Below are 19,899 nucleotides of genomic sequence, written 5' to 3'. Positions count from 1 at the left end.
CGGGGAAGGCATCACCACTGCCTATCACTACAACCACCAAGGCCATGTCAGCCACACGGTGCGCCAGCATGTGTCGGATGCCTACCAGGCGTTCAACACCACAGAAGGGGAAGCTCGGGGCGACCTGATTGCGCGCTATGTGACCCAGTACGGCTATGATGCGCGGGGGAATGTCATCACCCAATCGGTGGCGAAGGACACCCGCGAGGGGAGCAGCATCACCGGGGGTGACGCCCTCACTGACATAGCACCATCAGCCAAACTGAAATACGTGGCCCAGTGGACGCGTAAGTATGACCATGCGGGGCGGGTTATCAGTAGCATTGACGGGGAAAACCGTAAGGCCGAGACCCGCTATATCGCCAATGGACGCTATGTGGAAACCCGCCTGTCCGGGGCGCTGCAGGAGCGTATCGAGCTGGATGCGCTCGGCCGTACTCTGACTCACAAGGACGCCAAAGGGCTCTTTACCTACTACACCTATGACAACCACCTGAGCACCCTCACTATCCTGACCCCGGGCGGGGTGCGGACCTCGACGGAGAAGAATGCCCACGGGGAGACCCTGACCGTCACGGACGGGGAAGGCAACCAGCGCCACTTCCACTATGACCACCGGGGGCAGGTGACCCGCACGGAATTTAAAGCCGCGGGCAGTGACACGGCCGAGACCCTCACGACGAACACCTATCATGCCGACACCGGCCTGTTGCACTTCACGGTTGACAGTGAAGGGGGCAAAACCGAATACACCTACAAAGACAACGGCCTGCAATGGCAGGTTATCCAACATGTGGATGACATCACGCTCACCATGGAGTACGGCTACGACAGCCAGAACCGCACTATCTGGCGTAACAGCGAAGGGCGGGTCACCACGCTCCGCTATGACAGCCATAACCGGGAGATACACACCGAATTAGGCGGCGTTGCCACCACCTACCGGTACGATGCCAACGGCCAGGTGCTTCGCAGCGTGGAAGGCAAAGTCATCGACAGCACAGACACCACCCCCGAGCGGGTGCTGGAAGAGCGCGTGACCGAGTACGGCTATGACGCCCAACAAAATCTCACCCACAAAGTGGTCAAATCCGGCGCAGACTGGGACCAAACCCAGAGCGTGCGCACCACCGAATACCGGTACAACGGGGCCGGTCAGGTGACCGAGAAAATCACCGGCAACGGGGCGGTGACCCGCTACACCTATGACGGCCGCGGCCGGGTGGTGCATGAAGTCAATGCCCTGAACTATGTCACCGAATACGACTATGACGTGAATGACCGGGTGACACAGACCACCCGCTATGCCCACGCCATTGAAGCGCCCCGTGTCTGGACAAAGTTCCTGACCGGCAAAGAAGCTGACAAGGTGGCCGACAGCACAAAAGACCGCGTCACGAAAACCCAGTACGACAAAGACGGGCGTATCACCTACGAAATCGACGGGGCCGGGTATGCCACCGGCTACACCTACAACGCCAACGGGCAGGTGCTGACCACCACCCAATACCACAAGCCTACTGCGGAAGCGGGCTGGAACCAGACGTCCACCGCCAACCGCACCACCCACAGCCTGTATGACGGCAAAGGGCAGCTTCGCTTTACCGTGAGTCCGAACGGGCAGGTGAGTGAGCGCCGCTATGACGGGGAAGGCCGGGTGACCCAGACCCTGCGTTATGGCGAGACGGTGAGCCTGACCGCCGCACTCACGGACACCCAGGCCCTTAGCGAACACCTCAAGACGCAACTGGCGAACGACACCGTGCGCAGTGAGATGACGGTCTATGACACCCTGGGCCGCAAGCGCTTCACCCTGGACGGTGACGGCTACCTCATTGAGTACCAATACAACCGCCACTCAGAAGTGGCGACCAAGAAAGAGTACGTGAACAACAGCGCCATCAAGAACGCCATCATCAGCGTGCGCAATGGTGACAGTGACATCAAAGATTACGCGGTGTTCCAGCAGGCGTTAGATACCCTAGGGGGCATTGAAGATGCGTCTGCAGAACTGAAAGCGAAACTGGATGAACTCAACGCCCAGCAGGCACGCATTGATGCACTCAATGCAGAGCTTGAAACACTGGAGCAGGACATTGCCAGCACCGATGCGGCCAATCACGCGTTGGGTGTGGACATCAATGACGCGGCGACCCGCATCGACAACCTGTACCTGGAGGTGCGGGAAGAGGCGGCCTATCAGGAAAACCTCAAGCAGGACATCCTGACGCTGAGGCAGGAGATAGAGACCAAGGAAGATGAACTGCGGGTGCAGTATGCTGAGGAGCTGGCCACAGCGCAGTCAGCGGCTGATACGGCCAGTGCGGCTTATGACGACGCCGTGGCGCAGAAGGCTGTGACTGAAGCGGCGGTACAGGCATTGGTGGGTGAAAGCAAGATCAGCGAACTGCTGCCAGACATGGCAGACGACTTTGCCTCACCGTCAGGGACAATAGCCCTGTCGACCCATTCTGATAGCGCAGCGCAGACTGCACTGGCCGTTATTCTTCAGGCGAGAACGACACTGGAAACCCGTCTGGAAACGGAAGCGGATGTCGGCATTAAAGCGGACATCGCAACGGCACTCGCCCGTTTGGCTGATATCGAAACGACTGTGCGCAAGGACGCACAAGCGAGCCTGTCACTGGCTTACACGACCGCCTCCCAGACCCAGACGGCGTCGACCCTGCTGGATGTGCAGATGCGTCTGAACAACATGGAAGCGCAGATAGCCCAGAATGCGTTTATTGCGCTGGGCTCGGTGGTGAATGTGGAGACCGATCCGCTGGCGGGGCAGCAGGACATTGAAGACATCCGCACACTGGATGAGCTCAACGCCACGCTGGCGGTCGCAGAGACTGAATACGGTGCGGCGCAAAGCGCAGCCTATGAAGCGCAGACGGCCTTCCAGACCTACCTGGCCGGTGGTCATGGGCTCGAGACCAAGATAAACATCGCGACCAACCCGGTGAAGCCCATCCTGCCAATGCATTCCGAGGACGCCTGGCCCGAGCTGCGTACCCTGTTTGATGCAGACACGTTTGTGTACGGCTTTGGTGAGCAGTTTGAGCGGGTGTATGCCAGCCTGTTGCCGGGAGAGACAGAGGTCAACCCGTCCTATTTACTGCGGGCAGAGTTGCTATCGAACCTTGAGTTGATAGATGTGGAGCTGGAAGGGACATTGCAAAGCGCCTCCCTCAACACGATGCTCAATGACCTGCAGGCACACAAATCCACGTTCGAGGTGATGCTGGAAGCCCTGTCCAAGGTGGCCGACCACTTCTGGGCGCTCGATGATGCCAGCGACATCTGGTCGGCCCGCCATCCGGCGGGCAGTGCCCCGGCATATACCCTGGAGGAAGCCCTGGCTGCCACAAAAACGCAGGCAGAAACCAGCAGTGGGACCATAAAGCAGAACATCCTGACTTTGCTCGAAACCTTATCGGCGTACGAAGCCCAGCTGACCACCACGCTCAATGCCGCCACGGCGCTGGAAGTGGCGGACGCGGACGTCAGTGAGCTGCAATCTCTCATCGCAGCGAAGGAAGAATCAGAGGCCACCGAGGCACTGACCCTGTCACTGAGACAGGTGTCGGCGGAGCTACAGGTGTTATCGGTACAGATACGAGACCAGCAGGCCCGGTTGGCGGCAGACCCGGATAATACGGCACTGTTGGACGGACTGGCAGCACTGGTCAATGAGCAGAATACCCGGTTAACCGAGCAGGCTGAGTTGCTGGTCCAGCTTCAGACCTACAATGCCCATGAGGTGTTGGTGGCATCTGCGGCCAGTGAGGCTGACGCGGCCAACGCCTCCATGATGACCGCGGCACAGTGGGATGAAGCGGTGGCGGTGGCGCATCAGGCTTATCAAGATGCGCTTGAGACAGAAAACGACAGAAACTACCGACTGTCACTGCGCTACTTTGGGGAGTATGCCCAGCCGGGGATACTGCAGGACATTGAGGCCTTGCCGGCCAGTTACTTGCCGGCACTGAACTTTGATGAGGCCCAGCAATATCTCATTACAGCACAGACAACGTTGGATGTCGCCAATCCGCAAGAGCTGTACAGCTATCGACAGGAAGCGTCGGCGATTAAAGCTGAGATAGATTTGGTTGGAAACATTTCTAGTCAGGCTCATTCAGGAGTGGGTTTGTCTGGAGATATAGGACGCTATATTGGTGCAGTGTTCCCTTACTCTAGAAGTCAGAACTATGGCTATCTGCACGGTTTCTACAGCCACTACAGTTCGCATCTTAATGAGCGTATTTCCTCCATGGTTGACATTGACTCGTTCTCCGGGGATGTGTCTCGCTTAAATACGTTGAAGGGACAGGTTGAATGGAGTGACAGTGATGTGGCTGAAGCCATTGCGCTGACCGAAAGACTCATGGCTGACTATTCCCTTATTGATATAGAGCTGTTAACACTGGCAGACGATTTCCTTACACTGGACGAGGCGCAATCGCTACGGGAAAATAACCCTGGGAATACATATCAAGGCCTTGATGCGGTTGATTTTCCTTCGATGGAGGGGTATTCGACCCAGGAAATACTGGATGAAATACTAGCCGCTGTTGAAACTAATTCTCAGGTCGCGCGCAGCAGAGTTTCTCAGCAGGTCTCAGATGTTCAGTCCCTTCAACAGTTTTTCCAGTCACTGTCAGAAGCCAGACAACGCGCGAAGTTCTATAGCTTATTTGGTGAGAAGGCCGATTTAACAACGTTTCAGGGCACTTATGACCACTTCCTGAGAAGGGGGAGTGACTCTGCTTATACGACGGATGCCCCTCTTATCGGTGAGCTCTTTCCCTATTGGAAGCATCAATATTACGGAATACTTTACGGTTACGACCACCACTTCGGAAAACGTTTCGACGAGCTTGTGCAGCCACACGTCAACAAGGCGGCATTTGGTGAAAACAGTCAAATTTTAGATACACTCCTCGGGCAGTCTGACTGGGACGACAATGACATTGCCAAAATCCTGTCAGTCGCAAAGCAGTGGTTATCAGACCTGACAGCCATTGATAATGTCTTGTCCACCCTACCTGAAAACTTTCTGACCTTAGAAGAAGCCGAGTCTTTAAGGGAGAGTAATCCTGGTAATACCTACACAGGTACCTATTCGCCGGTTGACTTGTCATCGGCGGACGAGTACACCACACAAGCGCTGTTGGATGCCACCCTGGAAAGGGTGCGCACCGACGCTGAGAGCAAGCGCAATGAAATCGCACAACGGTTGACGGCGGTCGAATCGATTGAGGCGTATTTTGAAGCGCTTGCTGAAGATAGACAGCGCAGCAGATTACAGTCTTTGTTCGGTAAGGCAGGGTCTTTCGACGACTTCTCTGCACATTATGAACAGGTACTTACCGGGCTGTCACCAAACGCTGTGCCAACCAATATGGGCGCGTTGACTGAGGCGCTTACCCAGCACATCAGCCTTTTGCCTGACACGGCGGGGTTGAGTACAGAAAATGCTGAACTGGTTCGTTATCGCGAAGACAACGCAGCCTTCATTGACACGCTCAGCCAGTTAAAAACCGCTATCCTTGCGGTGCCAGAGCACTTTATGACCCTGGAAAAGGCTGAAATACTGTGGCAACAGCGTCATCAGGAGATTGACCCTGACACAGGCGACATCCGCTATGAGGCAATGCACAGTGCCGCGGAAGGCCTTGCTGCCGCGAGGGCGCAAGCAGAAACAGCAGGTGCGGCTTACCTGGCCAAGCTGGATGACACACTGACGTCCTTGCAATCGGTGCAAGATGCCATCAATAACGCCCTCCTGGTAGAAGACGCCCTCACACACCTCAATACCCTCGAAGCGGATGCCTATCTGGCAAAAACCCAGCTGACCACAGCGATTGCGCTGGACACACTGACCACACAGCGTGCTGGGTTAAATACCGCTATTGAAGCTGAAATGGCGGCGTTAAATACTGCAGCGCAAGCCCAGTCGACGTTGTTTACGGACCTGCAATATTTTTCCAGCGTAGCTCCAACCAGTGGCCATACCGCGAACAACAGACTTTATAATGAAGTCTCATTTTTGAATGAATATGAAAACGCCCTGTACACCTACTATCCCGATGGCACCCGAGGGGTAACCGAGCACTATCTGAATAAGTTGGGGCAATGGGTTGGTGGTGTCACGAATACCACGCAGCAAGACTGGGATTCGCTCCGTGGTGCTATGAGATCGTACAGCTATGGTGTGGTGTTAAGCCTGCGTTCGAGCCGTATCACGCAGTCGAATATGAGCAGCTACATTAAAGCGAACCAGAAGCTCGAACAGGTGTTGGAAGCGGCTGATATTATTACTGAGGCTCTTGACGGCGTACCAGGGAGCTTGGCTCCACAAATTCCTTACAGCCCACGCTCGAGCTTTGCGTACGCGCTGTATCATAGAAATCCTGAACGCCTTGATCTAAGAACAGGGGAGCCTTCAGGACTGTCAGTAGAAGACATCCGGCAGGCTATCATTGCAAGTGGCGAGGCGATATCCGTGCACTTGGCAAGCTCGCTAGAAAGCACAATCGAAGGGGTTGCGACTCTGGGAGGGAGGCTGAGTACCCTGGAGTACTTGTTGTCAGAACGTGACCGCAGTGACTACGCGCTTGCAGGCTTGCAGGCCCGTGCTGAGGAGGACGCTAGAGCCTTGGCACAGGCAGAGCTTCAAGCGATGTCCAACAGTACGCTGAGTGAGCTTCAGGCACTGGCTGCGTCCATCGAAGCCGTGGAATTCCAGCTGGCGGAAGACCCTTCCAACCCAACCCTTCAGAATGAACTCACTGCGCTCATCCATCAGCAGCAAGCCTTGCTCGCTGAGCAGCAATCAGCCATGACATCGCTGACGGATGATGACGCCCAAGGTCTGCTGGTCAACAACTCCCTGCGTAATCTTGATGAAGCGATAGCGACAAGGGATAAAGCGGCAGAAGATGTTGCGGCCAATAAGCAGCAGGTGGCTGACCTGAAACAGGAAGTGGCCCTGCTGTCAGAAGAGATAGCGACGCAACTGACGGCGATAGCAGACAAACGGGCAGAATATGAAGCTTTGGAGGAAGAAGCCGAGCGTCTGCGTCAGCAGGAAAGTGTGTTGAGGGATACCTTAGCCGGTGAAGAAGCCGCGCAGACAAATGCATTAGCGGTTGAAGCGGCCAAGGTAGGCGCGCTGACTTCTTTGTATACCCAGAAAACCATTCTTACTTCTTCGCAGGTCGACAGGGAAGCTATTGAGGCTGAGAACCAGACGATCATCAGAAATGCGAGTGATTTAATCAGCGCTAATGAGGCGGTACTAGCTCAGAGCGCTCTGGACATAGAAAACAAAGAAAATCAATTAAGTTCGGCTCAATTTGCCTTAAACAATGCCAATACAAATCTTACTAATGCAAAACAAGCACTTAGCCGCCAATTTCTAAGGGCTAGCCCTCGTATTGGGTGGAATGGAAGGGTTCGTCATGTTTGGAACCCTCTAACTCTATCTGGAATTGGAGCTCTATCTCTAAAACCAGAAGTAGGTAATCATCCAGTCCAATATATATATCATGATAGCGATCGCGGACGTGATAGAAGATTTTTCTATCCAAATACGTTTGAAGAACAATTTCAAAGAATGTTTATGAATAAACTTTCTTACGTTGACTCATCAAGTGCAGGATCTTTTGCTAGTTTTTCCCGAGCTCTTTCTCAGGTTATCGGTAACCCAAATTTAGTGGACTCAAAAATCTCCGGTATCAATCACTACATAAACGTGTTTCAAGGCATTCATCGAAGTGCAAGCCATCTAAATCGAGATAGTGACGGCCCTTACGCGAATATGAGACGTGGAGGCGGTTTCTTCTTTTTCTATAGGAGTGGATATTCTAGTTCTGCAATTGAAATTATTGATGGGTGGTATAATCAATCTAAGGCGCAAATAAAGTTTAATGCTAGTCGCGCAATCAAAGAGCTTCGCGCAATAAAAGCTTCCATAGTTAACTACAAAAATGCCATCAACGCCGTCAACACCGCCAAGGCCAACATTGCCGGCATCGAAGCCTGGCTGAACCCTTACCGTACCAAACAAGTCGAAATTGATAACGCCGAGAAACAGATAACCACGGCGCAACTGGCTCTGGACACGGCTCAAACAGCCATCACGGACGGTGAAGCGGCCCTGGCGCGGGTGAATGTGGATATTGCCGAGGCGGAAGCGGCGCTGGCTGATTCGGTGGCATCACGTAAAGAGGCAGAAGCCTCAGTCAACACCACCCGGGCGCTGCTGGCACAGGCAGAGACCGACAAAGCTAACGCAGAAGCGCTGGTGCTGGCAGCCCGTCAGGAAATCAATGTGGCGGGCGGTCACTACAACGAGGCGCAGGCGTCCCTTCTGTCGGCCACCACCGAGCTGGACTCAGCCCAGGATAACCTCAATGTGGCGATGAGCCTGCACCTGCAGGCGGAGCAGTTTATCCATGACGCGGAGATGGCCAAGCTCAATGCGTCCCAGACCCTGTCTGATGCCGAGCAGCTGGTGCAGTTCAGCCAGTACCTGGTGAAACGCCAGGTGAACGCAGAGGTGGCGAGCAACGACACCTCCTACGAGTACGATGACCGCGGTCAGCTTGTCGGGGAAGTATCAGCGCTGGTGAGCTACAGCGAGCGCACCGAGCAAGGTGGACTGACCCAGTATATCGGGCGCTTGAGGACCGAACACCAGTACGACAGCCTGGGTAACGTTATCCGCACTGTCACCGCCAAAGGCACGGCAGACGAGGCTGCCAATACCTTCGTGTACGATGTGAACGGCAACCAGACGCAGTCACAAGGCATTGCCGGCGGTACCGTGGTGTTTGACGTCACTAATCAGGCCATCATCAACATCAATGCGGAAGGTCAGCGCCGTGACAAGGTGTACGACGACCTTGGCCGTCTGCGCTTTGACGTGGACGAGCTGGGGCATGTGACTGAGCACCGTTATGACGGCCTTGGACAGAAAGTGTCCGAGGTGCGCTACAGCGCCGCCTATGCCGGTGCACGTGTCAATGATACGCCGCTGACCCTTGACGCATTGACCACCTTCGCGGCAGATGCCGGCGCGCAGCGTGCTCTCGATTACCGCTATGACCTGCGTGGCCAACAGCTGGCGACAGTGGAGCGCAGCACCCTGGATACCCTCCAGCGTGAGACCGAGCGCAGCCTGAATGCCTTCGGGGAAACCGTGGCGGTGACCCAGCGCTATCAGGACGGGGACGTGCTGACGGCGGTCACCACCCAGGCGCATCTTTACAGCGTGGCGGGTCAGTTACTGGCGAGCCGCAATGCAGCGGGAGATGTCACCCTTTACGGTTACAACGGTTACGGCGAGCTCAAAACCCAGCGTGAACTGACGGCCCGTTACCACGGTGAATGGACACTGGATGCGTTGAACAGCTGGCGACAGACGGTGGATACCACCGAGCGTCACCAGAGCTATGTTTACGACAATCGGGGGAACCGACAGCAGACCACACTGCACAATGTGACTTACCACCGTCACAACGGCACTCTGGTTGAGGAAGTCACCCACGACCTTATCACCACCAACTATCATGACCATGCCGGGCGCATGTACATCACGGTGACAGAGGAAGGCACCACCAATCCGGACACCCACTATACCGCGGCAGACCGGACCCTTTACGAATACGACGCCCTGGGCCGCCTGGTGGCGAGTTGGGGCAAGGCGCGTGAATACCTGGTTGATGGCCTGGAGCTTGGATTTAAGGGCGACCTGCCCAAGCGGCTTATCGCCAACCAGCGAACCGACTACTTCTATGATGCGCAGGGTAACCAACTGGCGACCCGTGTGGATGGCCCGATAGGCCGGGTGACTCAACAGTACTTTGATGACGAAGGTCGCCTTATTGGTCGCCGCGATGCAGAAGGTCACTATACCGCCATCACCACGGATGCGATGAACCGTGTGACCAGTGAACGTACCGCTGTCAGCGGCAACGGCTATCAACATACCCGTGAAGTGACTTATCACTACGACGCCACCGGACGCCAGCAGGGCACCACGGTCTCGGTCAACAACGCGGATGACATCATCGAAACCGTCATCTACAACGCCTATGGTGAAGTGACCGAAAAACACCACAACGGCACGGTACAGGAAAGCTATGACTATGACGGCCTGGGCCGTGTTACCCAGAATACTGTCAAAGGCGTGACCACCGGCTACCGCTACAACTGGCTGGACAAGGTCACTGCAGAAACCGTGGAAGGCACCCGCACCACTACCCGTGATTACGACCAACTTGGCAATGTTACCCGGGAAACCGGTCCGGCGCAGGATGTGAATGCTGCGACTCCGTTACGCTCAGTGGTGACCCTCACCCATGACCGTTGGGGCAATGTGCTGACCCAGACCGTGAACGGTCATAGTCACTCCTTCACTTACAACCATGCCAATCAGGTTGTCAAGCAGGTGGGCCCGGCGGTGGAGGTTATCCGTGCCGACGGCTCAAGCGTCACGAAACGCCCGGTGACTCTGATGTACTACGACCATCAGGGCAACCGGCTGGCGGTGCAGGACGCGAATGGTCAGTGGCAGAAGAGTTACTACGACCTGACCGGCCAGAAACTGATGGACGTGAACGGGGCCGACGGGGTCACTCACTACTACCACAATGCCTACGGGGACGAGATAGCACGGGTCAATGCCGCCGGTCAGGGGGAAGTGTTCACCTATGACAACAACGGTCAGTTGCTGACCCGGGCCAGAGTGAGCCAGAGCAAGGGTTACCTAGAAGTCTACGCCAAGTACGCCTATGACCAGGCGGGACAGCGCTACCACGAACAGTGGCAGGGGGCGTCAGGCTATGAAGTCTTCACCCGTTATGACGCGGCAGGCCGGGTACTGGAAACCCAGGGCGGTGGTCAGCACAAGCGCTACACCTACGACAGCTTCGGTAACCGCAAGACCGAATCCTGGCTGCAGGCCGGGGCAGTCAAGGCCACCAAAACCTCGTACTACGATGCCCACGGCAGGCTGACCACCCAGACACTGTATGATGGCACGTCCGTGAACTATGGCTATGACGCCTTCGGGCAGCTCAAGACCAAAACCGGGGCCATCAGCCAGAGCTACGACTACTGGGACAATGGCCTGCTCAAACGCCAGACGACGGGCAGCAAGAGTGAGTCGTACACCTACGATGCCAATGGGCGGGAGAGGTCGCGCACCCTGACGGACACGGGACATAAACTGGTGACGGTCACTGACTGGGATGCACAGGGACGGATTCAGCGTGTCACAGCCAGTGAGGTACAGCAGACCGAGGCCATTGATGAGTACGAGCGTGTATGGACAACCCATTACGATGAGGACGGTGACTCTTACCGAACCTGGGAGGACGTAAAGAAACCGGATGTGGTACATACGCTGGCCAACTCGTCAGTGCAGTACTACTACGATGCAGTGGGCAACCGCCGCAAGGTGGTGACCACAGGTGAGCAATCCGGTACCCGCTGGTATCACTATGACGGTGACAACCGAATGGTGGGGTCACACACCCGCAGTACCGATGTGGCGCTAAACAGCATTCAGGGACGCGCAGGTGACCGACGTATCACCTACAACGCGCTGGGCCAGAAGGTGACCGAGCAGAGCTGGGAGCAACTTACCCGGGATAATGCATCGGTTCTGGTACAGACAGAGACCCATCTGGGTTATGACAAACACGGTCACCTTGACCGTCTCGAGGCCTTTGAGGTGGTGGGGGCCACGAGTCACCAGACCCGCCTGATGAGCCAGACCAACAGCCGCCGGGGGGAGGCTCTCTCGCAGTCTGATACCGTCAACACATTCCACTATGTGAACGGGCAGATAGTAGAGAAAACCAGCGCGAAGACCACCGACACGGTGTATGGCTATCAGGAAGGGCGTCTTATCTGGCAAACGGTGGATGAGAACGACAAAGCGACCGTGAGCCTGCATTTTGATTACCACTTCACCGGGCAGGTGGCGACGCAGCGCACCTTGCAAGTGCAGGACAACGAAACGGATGCCATCGCTTACACCTACACCGGAAGGGAGCACTTCCAGAAGACAACCGCGACAGCCCGCACGACCCGTCGGGCCTATGGGCAGAACTTCACAGAAGGCACGTCCACCTTCCACTACAACAGTGCAGGCCACCTTGAAAAAGTGACCAGCACCAAAGCTGACAGCGAACGTCAGGTACTGACAGACTTCAATGGGAAAATTGCCCTGCAGGTCGCTGGCGGCAAACTTACAGCGGAGCTTTCTACCGGGGGTAACCCGCTTGCGCATATCGGGACTGGCAGTGTCGATGCCGACCTTCTGAGTGACAGCGGCAGTAGCGCAGGCCAACAGCCGGGCACCTACACCGTGGGTGCCAATGACACCCTGCAGCGTATCGCACAAATGGTGTACGGTGATAGTCGCTACTGGTACCTGATTGCGGATGCCAACGGCCTGTCGCCGACTGAACCACTGACTGAAGGCAAATTGTTGGTCATTCCGAACCAACATACCCAGACCTTTAATGGCGCAGAGAGCTTCAAGCCTTACAACGAAAGTGAGGTTCTGGGCAATGTAAACCCAGACCCGATTGCGCCGCCGCCGCCGAAGAAGAGCTGTAATCCGATTGCAATGATTGTGATGGTGGTTGTGGCGGTTGTGGTGACCATTTATACGGCAGGGGCGGCTGCTCCTTACGTTGCGGGTATGACAGGAGGAACAGTTGGTACTGCAGCAACTGTCGGTGGAATAGGAATGGCTGCAGTTGCGGGCGGAACAGCCACAGGTATGAGCCTAGGAGTAGCCGTAGGTGCTGCAGCGATAGGCGGAGCAGCAGGGGCTGCAGCATCACAGCTTGTAGGCATGGCTATGGGCGTCGTTGATGATTTCTCCTGGGAACAGGTTGCGCTGGGTGGTTTGGCTGCAGGTGCTACCGCTGGTATGGGGGCTTCACTCGGCACTAATGGACTTTTCAATGCTGCTCCCGGAGCTGATTTAAGCTGGGGGCATGTTGGTAATGCGTCTTTTAATTCGGCGACGAGTTATGGCGTTAACTATCTGGGGTCTAAAGCGCTGGGTGAAGATGTTTCCTTTAGTTGGAAGAATCTCGCAGCCTCAGTGGTTGGTTCTGTTGTCAGTATGGGTGCAGCGCGCGCTACGAAAGGTGGCATTGTTGGCGACACCTTGAGTGGTTTTGCAGGAGCCGCCTCATCATCAGCAATAAGAGGTGACTCATTCCGGGATAATGCTGGCATGCTATTAACCGATGCCTTTGGGAATGCGTTGGCGAATGTCGCGACTAGGGGGGCGAGAGTTGAATACCAAAAAAGCGTTGGTGTTAAATCGCTTGCGGAAAGATATGGATTAGACCTTTCATCTGATGGCGTCAATGAAACGCTACAAAACGTTTACGGCATTTTAAACAGTCAAAGCTCATCTACTGAACAGCGGATGAAAACAACTAAACAACTTGTTCAACTGCTGGGTGCTTCTAAAACTGAAGCAAACGAAATTATGCGGTTATATGAGGAGACTGTATTTAGCCGTGACCCTGATGTTGCTGCGGCGAAGTATGCCCCTGAAATCGAAGAGTACAGGAGAAACAACCCAGGGGAAGCATTAACAGACAATCCACGCAGCAGTTTTCTTACTATTACGATAACAGAGGGGAGAACTGCGGCGGCTTTTCATAGCCCTGAAGTTGATGATCTCCTAATTGGTGCGGGAGAGTTCTCTTCATATGTCGCTCAAAATATTGATGATAATCCCTACCTAAAATATGGGCTTATGGCTTTGGATGTAGCCTCAGGCCCTGCCGCATTTGTTATTAGAGAGGCAATGATGGCATCTCCTGTTGGAGAGCTTGTTGTTACTGCTCAGGAGGCGGCGTTGAACTCGGCTGAGGGACAGTTTAGCCGCAACGGGTATAGCGATGCAGATTCAATACATGGTGCTGGTGGCGTTGTATCTGTTGCTGGTATTGCCGTTTTGGGTGCAACAAAACTAGTTAAGGGGCTAAATGATATAGGTCTACCGGAAAGGTCCAATGCTTCTATATTTAGGCAATATGTACGTGAAGTGGAGACATTTTCTAACTTTAAGCTTGGTACGGAACAGCGAAATTTGCTAAAAGATTATTTGAGAAATAATAATGAGCTGGTGAAACTGAGCACCAAAGAGGCAAATGCTCATCGATGGAGTACTTCTGGTAGGGATTCTTTGATAAAACAGTGGGAAGAACATACAGGTCAACAGTGGCCGAGATACGCAGAAGATAAAATGTCGAAAAATGGAAATGTATACATTAGGGCAGGAGAGTACTTCGATGCCCATGAAATAATACCAAATCAGTACAACGCTCCTCATGAATGGTGGAATATTGTACCTGCTGAAAGGCCTAATGCACACCAAGGCGGCATACATGCGAAAGACAGTGGATATAGAGAAATTATAAAGAGGTTTTAGATGTCAATTTATAATGATTTAAAAAAATATATTGGATTGAAAACTGGCCCGATAAGACTATTTCCTATTGATGAAAAGGAAATATCTAATGCGGAAAAACGGTTGGGTTTTAAGTTTCCCTCAAGTCTAAGAACATTCTATCAACAGGTTGGATATGGATGGTTAAGCAGTGATGACTGTCAGGAATTACGTAATCTAATTATTCACCCTCTTGATGTGGTGGATCTGTTTTTCAATGAATCCGAATTTCAACCTCCGGCGCCGTTTCTAGATGAGGATTTGCCAATATTTGATTGTGGGCAAGATTTGTTTTTGGTCATTAGGCCTCGCTCTGAGAACCCTGATTATATATATAGAAGCGATGGGCAATCTTTAATTTTAGCTCAAAATATGCAGGATTTGGCTGCTAAGCTCTCCGTTAGAGCTGATTTTTATTTTGATGTATAAAATAAAGGCAAAACAGGGGCAGGCACTCTACGAGAAAGGTGATGACTAGTGTGTTAGTAAATGGCTTTTTTATTGTTGAATTCTAAGGAAAAGTGCTCGGCACGAGTTTTTAGGAAGAGATTTCTTTAAATCTTGGTAACTTTGTAAGTTGTAGACAGATCAAAACCAGACGATGGCCTGTTAGCTGTATAAAATTGGGCGAAGTTGGTTGAGGGGAAGGTTTAGCTATCAGGCAATCTTAGGCCTGAAAGTCGCTTTCGATTTAGGTGAGGCAGTGAGGCTTTAATTGCTTGGCTGCTGCCGATTAATCTGCCTCTTTCTACTTGGGTGCAGGCGTTTAGCCAATCGGCTTTGTCAAACCCCAACCTTAAAAGAATGGGTGGTAAAGCACGGCTTATATAGCCGCGTTTGTCATCGCGTATCTGGCGCCCAGTCCAATCAACCAGCTCCAAATAATCCATCAGGCGAAAAGGGATCCCACCAGGCATCTCTTCGCGCGGGTTTCCGGCAAACGGGAACAAGTCAGGGGCCGTCATCTCATTATTTTTAATCGACTCAATCCTCGCTTTTACTGACGTATGGTCAGACTGTTCGGGCGTATCTGCCATTGCTGCTCGCAAGGTGTTTAAATCGACAAAGGCCATCGCAACCGCTAACGCTTTTTCGACCAGGAGTGTCTGGCTCTTAAATCGCCCTTCCTAGAAATACCCCTGCATCCCACCTCAAACTTGTTTGTCTTCGCTAAGCTCAAAAATTTCGATCACTGCCGTTAGCTATTGTTCCAACTGCAGGTCTAAAACAATCCCTGTTTAAAACATTGAAACTGACCAATAAGTGTACTAATACTTTAATACACAAACAAAACCTTACAGATCCTTAGGTCAATCGGCCTAGTTTGAGTGATCAAATTAGTACTAATCTGAAATGAGTATGTAACACTCCAACTTTTATCATCCTTTCTGAAACCTCTTCGCTACTTGGATAATATTTCTCATTGGTAATAATTGTGTTCGATCTGTAAAAAATTCAGACATGTCCGCTCTTTCCCCATTTTCTAACCCAGAAAATGCGTTATCGTTTGTACAACCAAATTACAAAAGTCCGATGAGTTGTTAGAGAATTCGGACACACAATAAAGCAGTCGGTTGGACAAAGACTATGCAGTATCTAGAACTATTCTCCACGGAAGAACTTTTGGCGCTTGCAGCGCTGGATCTTGAAAAAGAACAGTTAGACAGGGGTTTAGCAAAACTCAAATACCTTACTAAACAGAGCGTTGTTTCAGATGAACTTGATTCAATGCTTGGTAGTGTTTACGCAAAGCTACGTTTATTTAACCTGGCAGCAGATCACTACGCCCTCCTTTTGGAAAGAACGCCGTCGCGTTTGCATGAAAGATTCCAGCTAGGCATGGTTTATCGCGAGATGAATGAACTTGAGAAAGCCGCCGAATGTTGGGATGTCGTATTGAAAGAAGACGGTACTTATCCTCCAGTTTTATTCCACAAAGCCTTGTTGCATCTCACCATTGAAGATGTTTCCGAGTCGAAAACCCTATTGAACAAATTGGTTGCCACGGCTGATTCAGACAACTACTACGTCGAGCGTGCTCGCAACGTGTTGGAAGATATTAATTTGTCTGAAAGCGAGCCAAAACCATCAACAACAGCTGAGCAGGTTCACTAAAGGGTATTTCTGATGTCTGTAGAGCGTTTGCGGGAATATTTGGCGCTCGACCCTGAAAACAGCATCTTGGCATGCCAACTCGTCGAGTTACTGGCAAAAGAAGGTGATGTTAAAGGAGCGATGGCGGCAGTAGATACAGCGCTTTCTTATCACAGTGATGATGCACATTTACTGAGTTGGAAGGGGCACCTTTCTATTGCGACCAAGGCATATGAAGATGCTGTCTCTGCTTACAACACATTGTTTTATTTAGGCTACGAGCAATCAGGTCTAAAGATCAATTGTGCGCTGGCCAATTATCAGATGAAAGCGTTTTCTGATGCGACTGCATTATTGGAACAAGTTGATGAGTCTGAATTGGGTGTGCAGCATGGTTTGATGAAAGCCAGGTGCTTGGCGCACGCTGAACAAATACCAGAAGCCATCGCAGTGACGGAAAAGCTGCTAGCAAACAGCGATGTTGAAACACGAACTGAACTGCAGGGCGCATTGGGTTTGTTTTATCTTGACGATGCGCAGTATGAGCAGGCTGAGAAGTATCAGCGAATTGCGCTAGAGCACGATCCGAATCAGTTCGAGGCACTCATTACGCAAGGCAGTTTGGCGCTCTATCGCTTAGATATGATCAAAGCCAAGAAGATTGTCGACAGGTTGATAGGACAGTTACCTACCAATGGACGAGTACTGGCAATGAAAGCGCTCATTCATATGTACAAGCAGGAACTGCCAGCGGCGATTTCGACTTATGAGTTAGCGTGCAAAGAAATGCCTGATCATATTGGTAGTCGAGTCAACCTTGCGTGGTGTTTCTTCGCCATGGGGGATTTGGATACCGCTGAGAAGAATTTCAACCAGGCTGTTGAAATAGAGCATAATTTTGCTGAGTGTCATGGTGGTCTGGCGGTAGTGAAAGCATACCGTGAAGACTGGAATGCGTCGAAGCAGCTAGCTAAGAAAGCGCTAAAACTGGATTCGCAGTGTGCATCAGCGCTATTTGCCCGTTCGCTTTATCTCAAAGTGAAAGGTATGGATGAGCAAGCCGAAGCCATCATGAATGGTGTGATGTCATTCCAATCAGAACTTGCTGCACAGAATTTGAGTGACACGATTACGTTGAGTTTTCTGACGAAGAAAAAGCCAAATGGATAAAGATGCCGCCAGCTTTTTACTCAGTGAGATGATGAGTACAGCATTTCTAGTGTGTGGCCCGGTATTGTTAGTGGCGCTCGTGGTTGGTCTGGCGGTGAGTATTATTCAGGTGGTGACTCAAATTCAGGAAATGACATTAACCTTCGTGCCAAAGATGTTCGCAGTGGCATTGATTATTATGTTGATGTCGGGGTGGATGTTAGGGGTATTAACAGAATTTACGATTTCGCTTTTTGAATATGCTTCAAGTTTGTGATTGAAAATCAAATTGCCAATGAATGGCAAGACTATATCAGTGTTTTCTTTTTGATCCTTTGTAGGGTCACGCCTCCTCTTGTTTTCAGGAGTGTAAATCCGTTGTCGATGTTACCGCCTTATATAAAGGTGTTGGTGACATTGGTATTTTCTCTGGTGATATTTCTCAGAGTGACGGATGACAATATGATAATGCGCGTTGTACAACTCGATGGTACGGCAATGGCGGTAGCGTGCCTAATCGAATTCGGCATAGGATTAATACTTTGGTTCGCTTTGCTTGCTACCTATGGAGCGATATATACATTTCTACGGATATTAGATATGCAAGTGGGTTTCAATCCCATGGGTATATTTAATCCCTCTATGAGTGAATCGGACCCGATTTTAACGCGTGTTGTGCTGGTGTTTGTGTTTCTGCTGTTTTTTATTACAGACATGCACTATTTCATTCTGTTGGCACTGACTCAATCATTGAATCTGTTCCCTGTGTTAAGTGGTTTTGGTGAGCCAAGCTTGGAGTTGTTGATTGCCTTGTTCTCTTCCCAGTTCATGTTGTGCCTTATTTTGGTGTTGCCGATTATGGTCGCGGTGTTTTGGGTCGATTTGGTTTTGGGCATGTGTAGCAGGGTAATGCCGCAAGTGAATATCTATTTCGTTGGCTTACCTTTGAAAATTGCCGTGGCTTTTATCATTTTGGGCTTAGCATCGCGTCACATTACCAGTGTTTCAGAAGAACTGTTTGACAGCGTAGTAAGGTACTGGCAAGCGCTATATTGACGCCAGCTACCGTGAGGTGTTTTGGTTGGCGACTGAAGAAAAAACAGAGAAAGCAACGGAGTATAAGCTCCGAAAAGCCAAGGAAAAAGGCCAGGTATCCAAGAGCATGGATGTTACCTCCACGGCCAGTTTGTTGGTGACGCTTATCATGGTAATGGCGATGATCTCCCATGTTGGTGTCGTCGTGCTCACCACAACGTCTGATGTCTTCCTGCTGGCTGCAAATCTAGATATCACCAGTAGCCTTGATTGGTTATTGAACAAGTTATTCAATGCCTATGTAACAGCGCTAATGCCAGTTTTCCTCACTGCCATCGTTTTTGGTGTGTTGATTAATTTGGTGCAAACCAAAGGTGTATTCAGCTTTCATCCTTTAAAGCCAAATATCAGTAAGTTAAATCCGATTAAAGGATTGAAAAAGCTCTTTTCTATAAAATCTCTTTTTGAACTGGGGAAAAATATTCTCAGGCTAAGCTTTGTATCTGTGATGGCTTGGTATTTATTTTATGATGAAGTTTTCTACATTCCAGATAATGCTGGATTATCAGTTTGGCTGATTCTTGAAAGAACACAGGTTTTACTTGGTAAAACAGTGGCGCTTTTTATACTTACAATTCTTCCTTTTACATTGTTTGATTTTATTTTTCAGAGCTGGTCATTCGGAAAAGAAATGAGAATGACTAAAAAAGAACTCAAAGATCAGTATAAGAATCAGGAAGGCGATCAGGAAATAAAACAGAAGCGCCGACAATTGCAAAGGGAACTCCGTTCTAAGGTAGGTTCTCTGACGAATGTTTCCAATGCAGATGTAGTGATTACTAACCCAACACATATTGCCATTGCACTGAAATATGATGAAGAAAAGATGACGGCGCCGAAAGTGGTCTCAAAAGGCAAAGGGCCAATCGCTGAGGCTATCAAAGAAATCGCGCAAGAACATCGAATTAAAATGAGACCCAATATTCCACTTGCGCGCGCACTATACAAGAAAGTCCGAATAGGAAGGGAGATTCCCCCCGAGTTTTATGACGAGGTGTCGGAAATCTATAAGTGGTTATTGAAAAGTAGAAATGCCAATTCGTGAAGTAAGGTCG

At 51.4% G+C, this 19,899-nt stretch carries 7 protein-coding genes and 1 pseudogene; 7 read left to right on the top strand and 1 reads right to left on the bottom strand.

The window, feature by feature from the left end; translation table 11 throughout:
* Positions 1 to 70: 70 nt before the first annotated feature.
* Positions 71 to 14,488, top strand: coding sequence for a hypothetical protein (locus GCE9029_RS16745; RefSeq protein ID WP_231870136.1), 14,418 nt, complete (start codon positions 71 to 73; stop codon positions 14,486 to 14,488).
* Complete coding sequence (locus GCE9029_RS16740; protein WP_062664932.1) at positions 14,489 to 14,935, top strand: SMI1/KNR4 family protein; 447 nt, start codon at positions 14,489 to 14,491, stop codon at positions 14,933 to 14,935.
* A 221-nt stretch (positions 14,936 to 15,156) separates the two neighbouring features.
* Here GCE9029_RS16740 and GCE9029_RS16735 read toward each other — a convergent pair.
* Positions 15,157 to 15,633: pseudogene (locus tag GCE9029_RS16735) on the bottom strand (alpha-amylase family glycosyl hydrolase); the annotation flags it as partial.
* 460 nt (positions 15,634 to 16,093) lie between these two features.
* On the opposite strand from GCE9029_RS16735, the gene GCE9029_RS16730 reads away from it, so the two are divergent.
* From GCE9029_RS16730 to GCE9029_RS16710, 5 genes are read left to right on the top strand one after another with little or no spacing between them, the layout of a single operon-like run.
* Positions 16,094 to 16,621 (top strand): tetratricopeptide repeat protein, encoded by a 528-nt coding sequence (locus tag GCE9029_RS16730; RefSeq protein WP_062664929.1) that lies wholly within the window; start codon positions 16,094 to 16,096, stop codon positions 16,619 to 16,621.
* Between the two features lie 12 nt (positions 16,622 to 16,633).
* Entirely contained in the window at positions 16,634 to 17,770 is a 1,137-nt protein-coding gene (locus tag GCE9029_RS16725) for a tetratricopeptide repeat protein (protein WP_062664927.1), read from the top strand.
* Positions 17,763 to 18,026: a flagellar biosynthetic protein FliQ gene (locus tag GCE9029_RS16720; RefSeq protein ID WP_046302783.1), complete on the top strand. Its 264-nt coding sequence runs from the start codon at positions 17,763 to 17,765 to the stop codon at positions 18,024 to 18,026. The genes GCE9029_RS16725 and GCE9029_RS16720 overlap by 8 nt, the downstream gene beginning before the upstream one ends.
* Positions 18,023 to 18,805: a flagellar biosynthetic protein FliR gene (locus GCE9029_RS16715; protein ID WP_231870135.1), complete on the top strand. Its 783-nt coding sequence runs from the start codon at positions 18,023 to 18,025 to the stop codon at positions 18,803 to 18,805. Before GCE9029_RS16720 ends, GCE9029_RS16715 begins: the two co-directional genes overlap by 4 nt.
* A gap of 25 nt (positions 18,806 to 18,830) precedes the next feature.
* The gene (locus GCE9029_RS16710; protein ID WP_062664924.1) at positions 18,831 to 19,889 is read left to right on the top strand and encodes an EscU/YscU/HrcU family type III secretion system export apparatus switch protein; all 1,059 of its coding nucleotides are present in this window, start codon (positions 18,831 to 18,833) and stop codon (positions 19,887 to 19,889) included.
* The last annotated feature ends 10 nt before the right edge of the window (positions 19,890 to 19,899 follow it).

It is taken from the genome of Grimontia celer (assembly GCF_900055185.1).
GTDB classification, from domain to species: Bacteria; Pseudomonadota; Gammaproteobacteria; order Enterobacterales; family Vibrionaceae; genus Enterovibrio; species Enterovibrio celer.
Note: the sequence above shows the minus strand (reverse complement) of the source record. Positions and strands in the feature narration are given on the sequence as shown.

Bases quoted from the DNA above. Each gene is read 5' to 3' on its own strand.
- GCE9029_RS16740 (WP_062664932.1), top strand. From the start codon at position 14,489: ATGTCAATTTATAATGATTTAAAAAAATATATTGGATTGAAAACTGGC.
- GCE9029_RS16730 (WP_062664929.1), top strand. From the start codon at position 16,094: ATGCAGTATCTAGAACTATTCTCCACGGAAGAACTTTTGGCGCTTGCA.
- GCE9029_RS16725 (WP_062664927.1), top strand. From the start codon at position 16,634: ATGTCTGTAGAGCGTTTGCGGGAATATTTGGCGCTCGACCCTGAAAAC.
- GCE9029_RS16720 (WP_046302783.1), top strand. From the start codon at position 17,763: ATGGATAAAGATGCCGCCAGCTTTTTACTCAGTGAGATGATGAGTACA.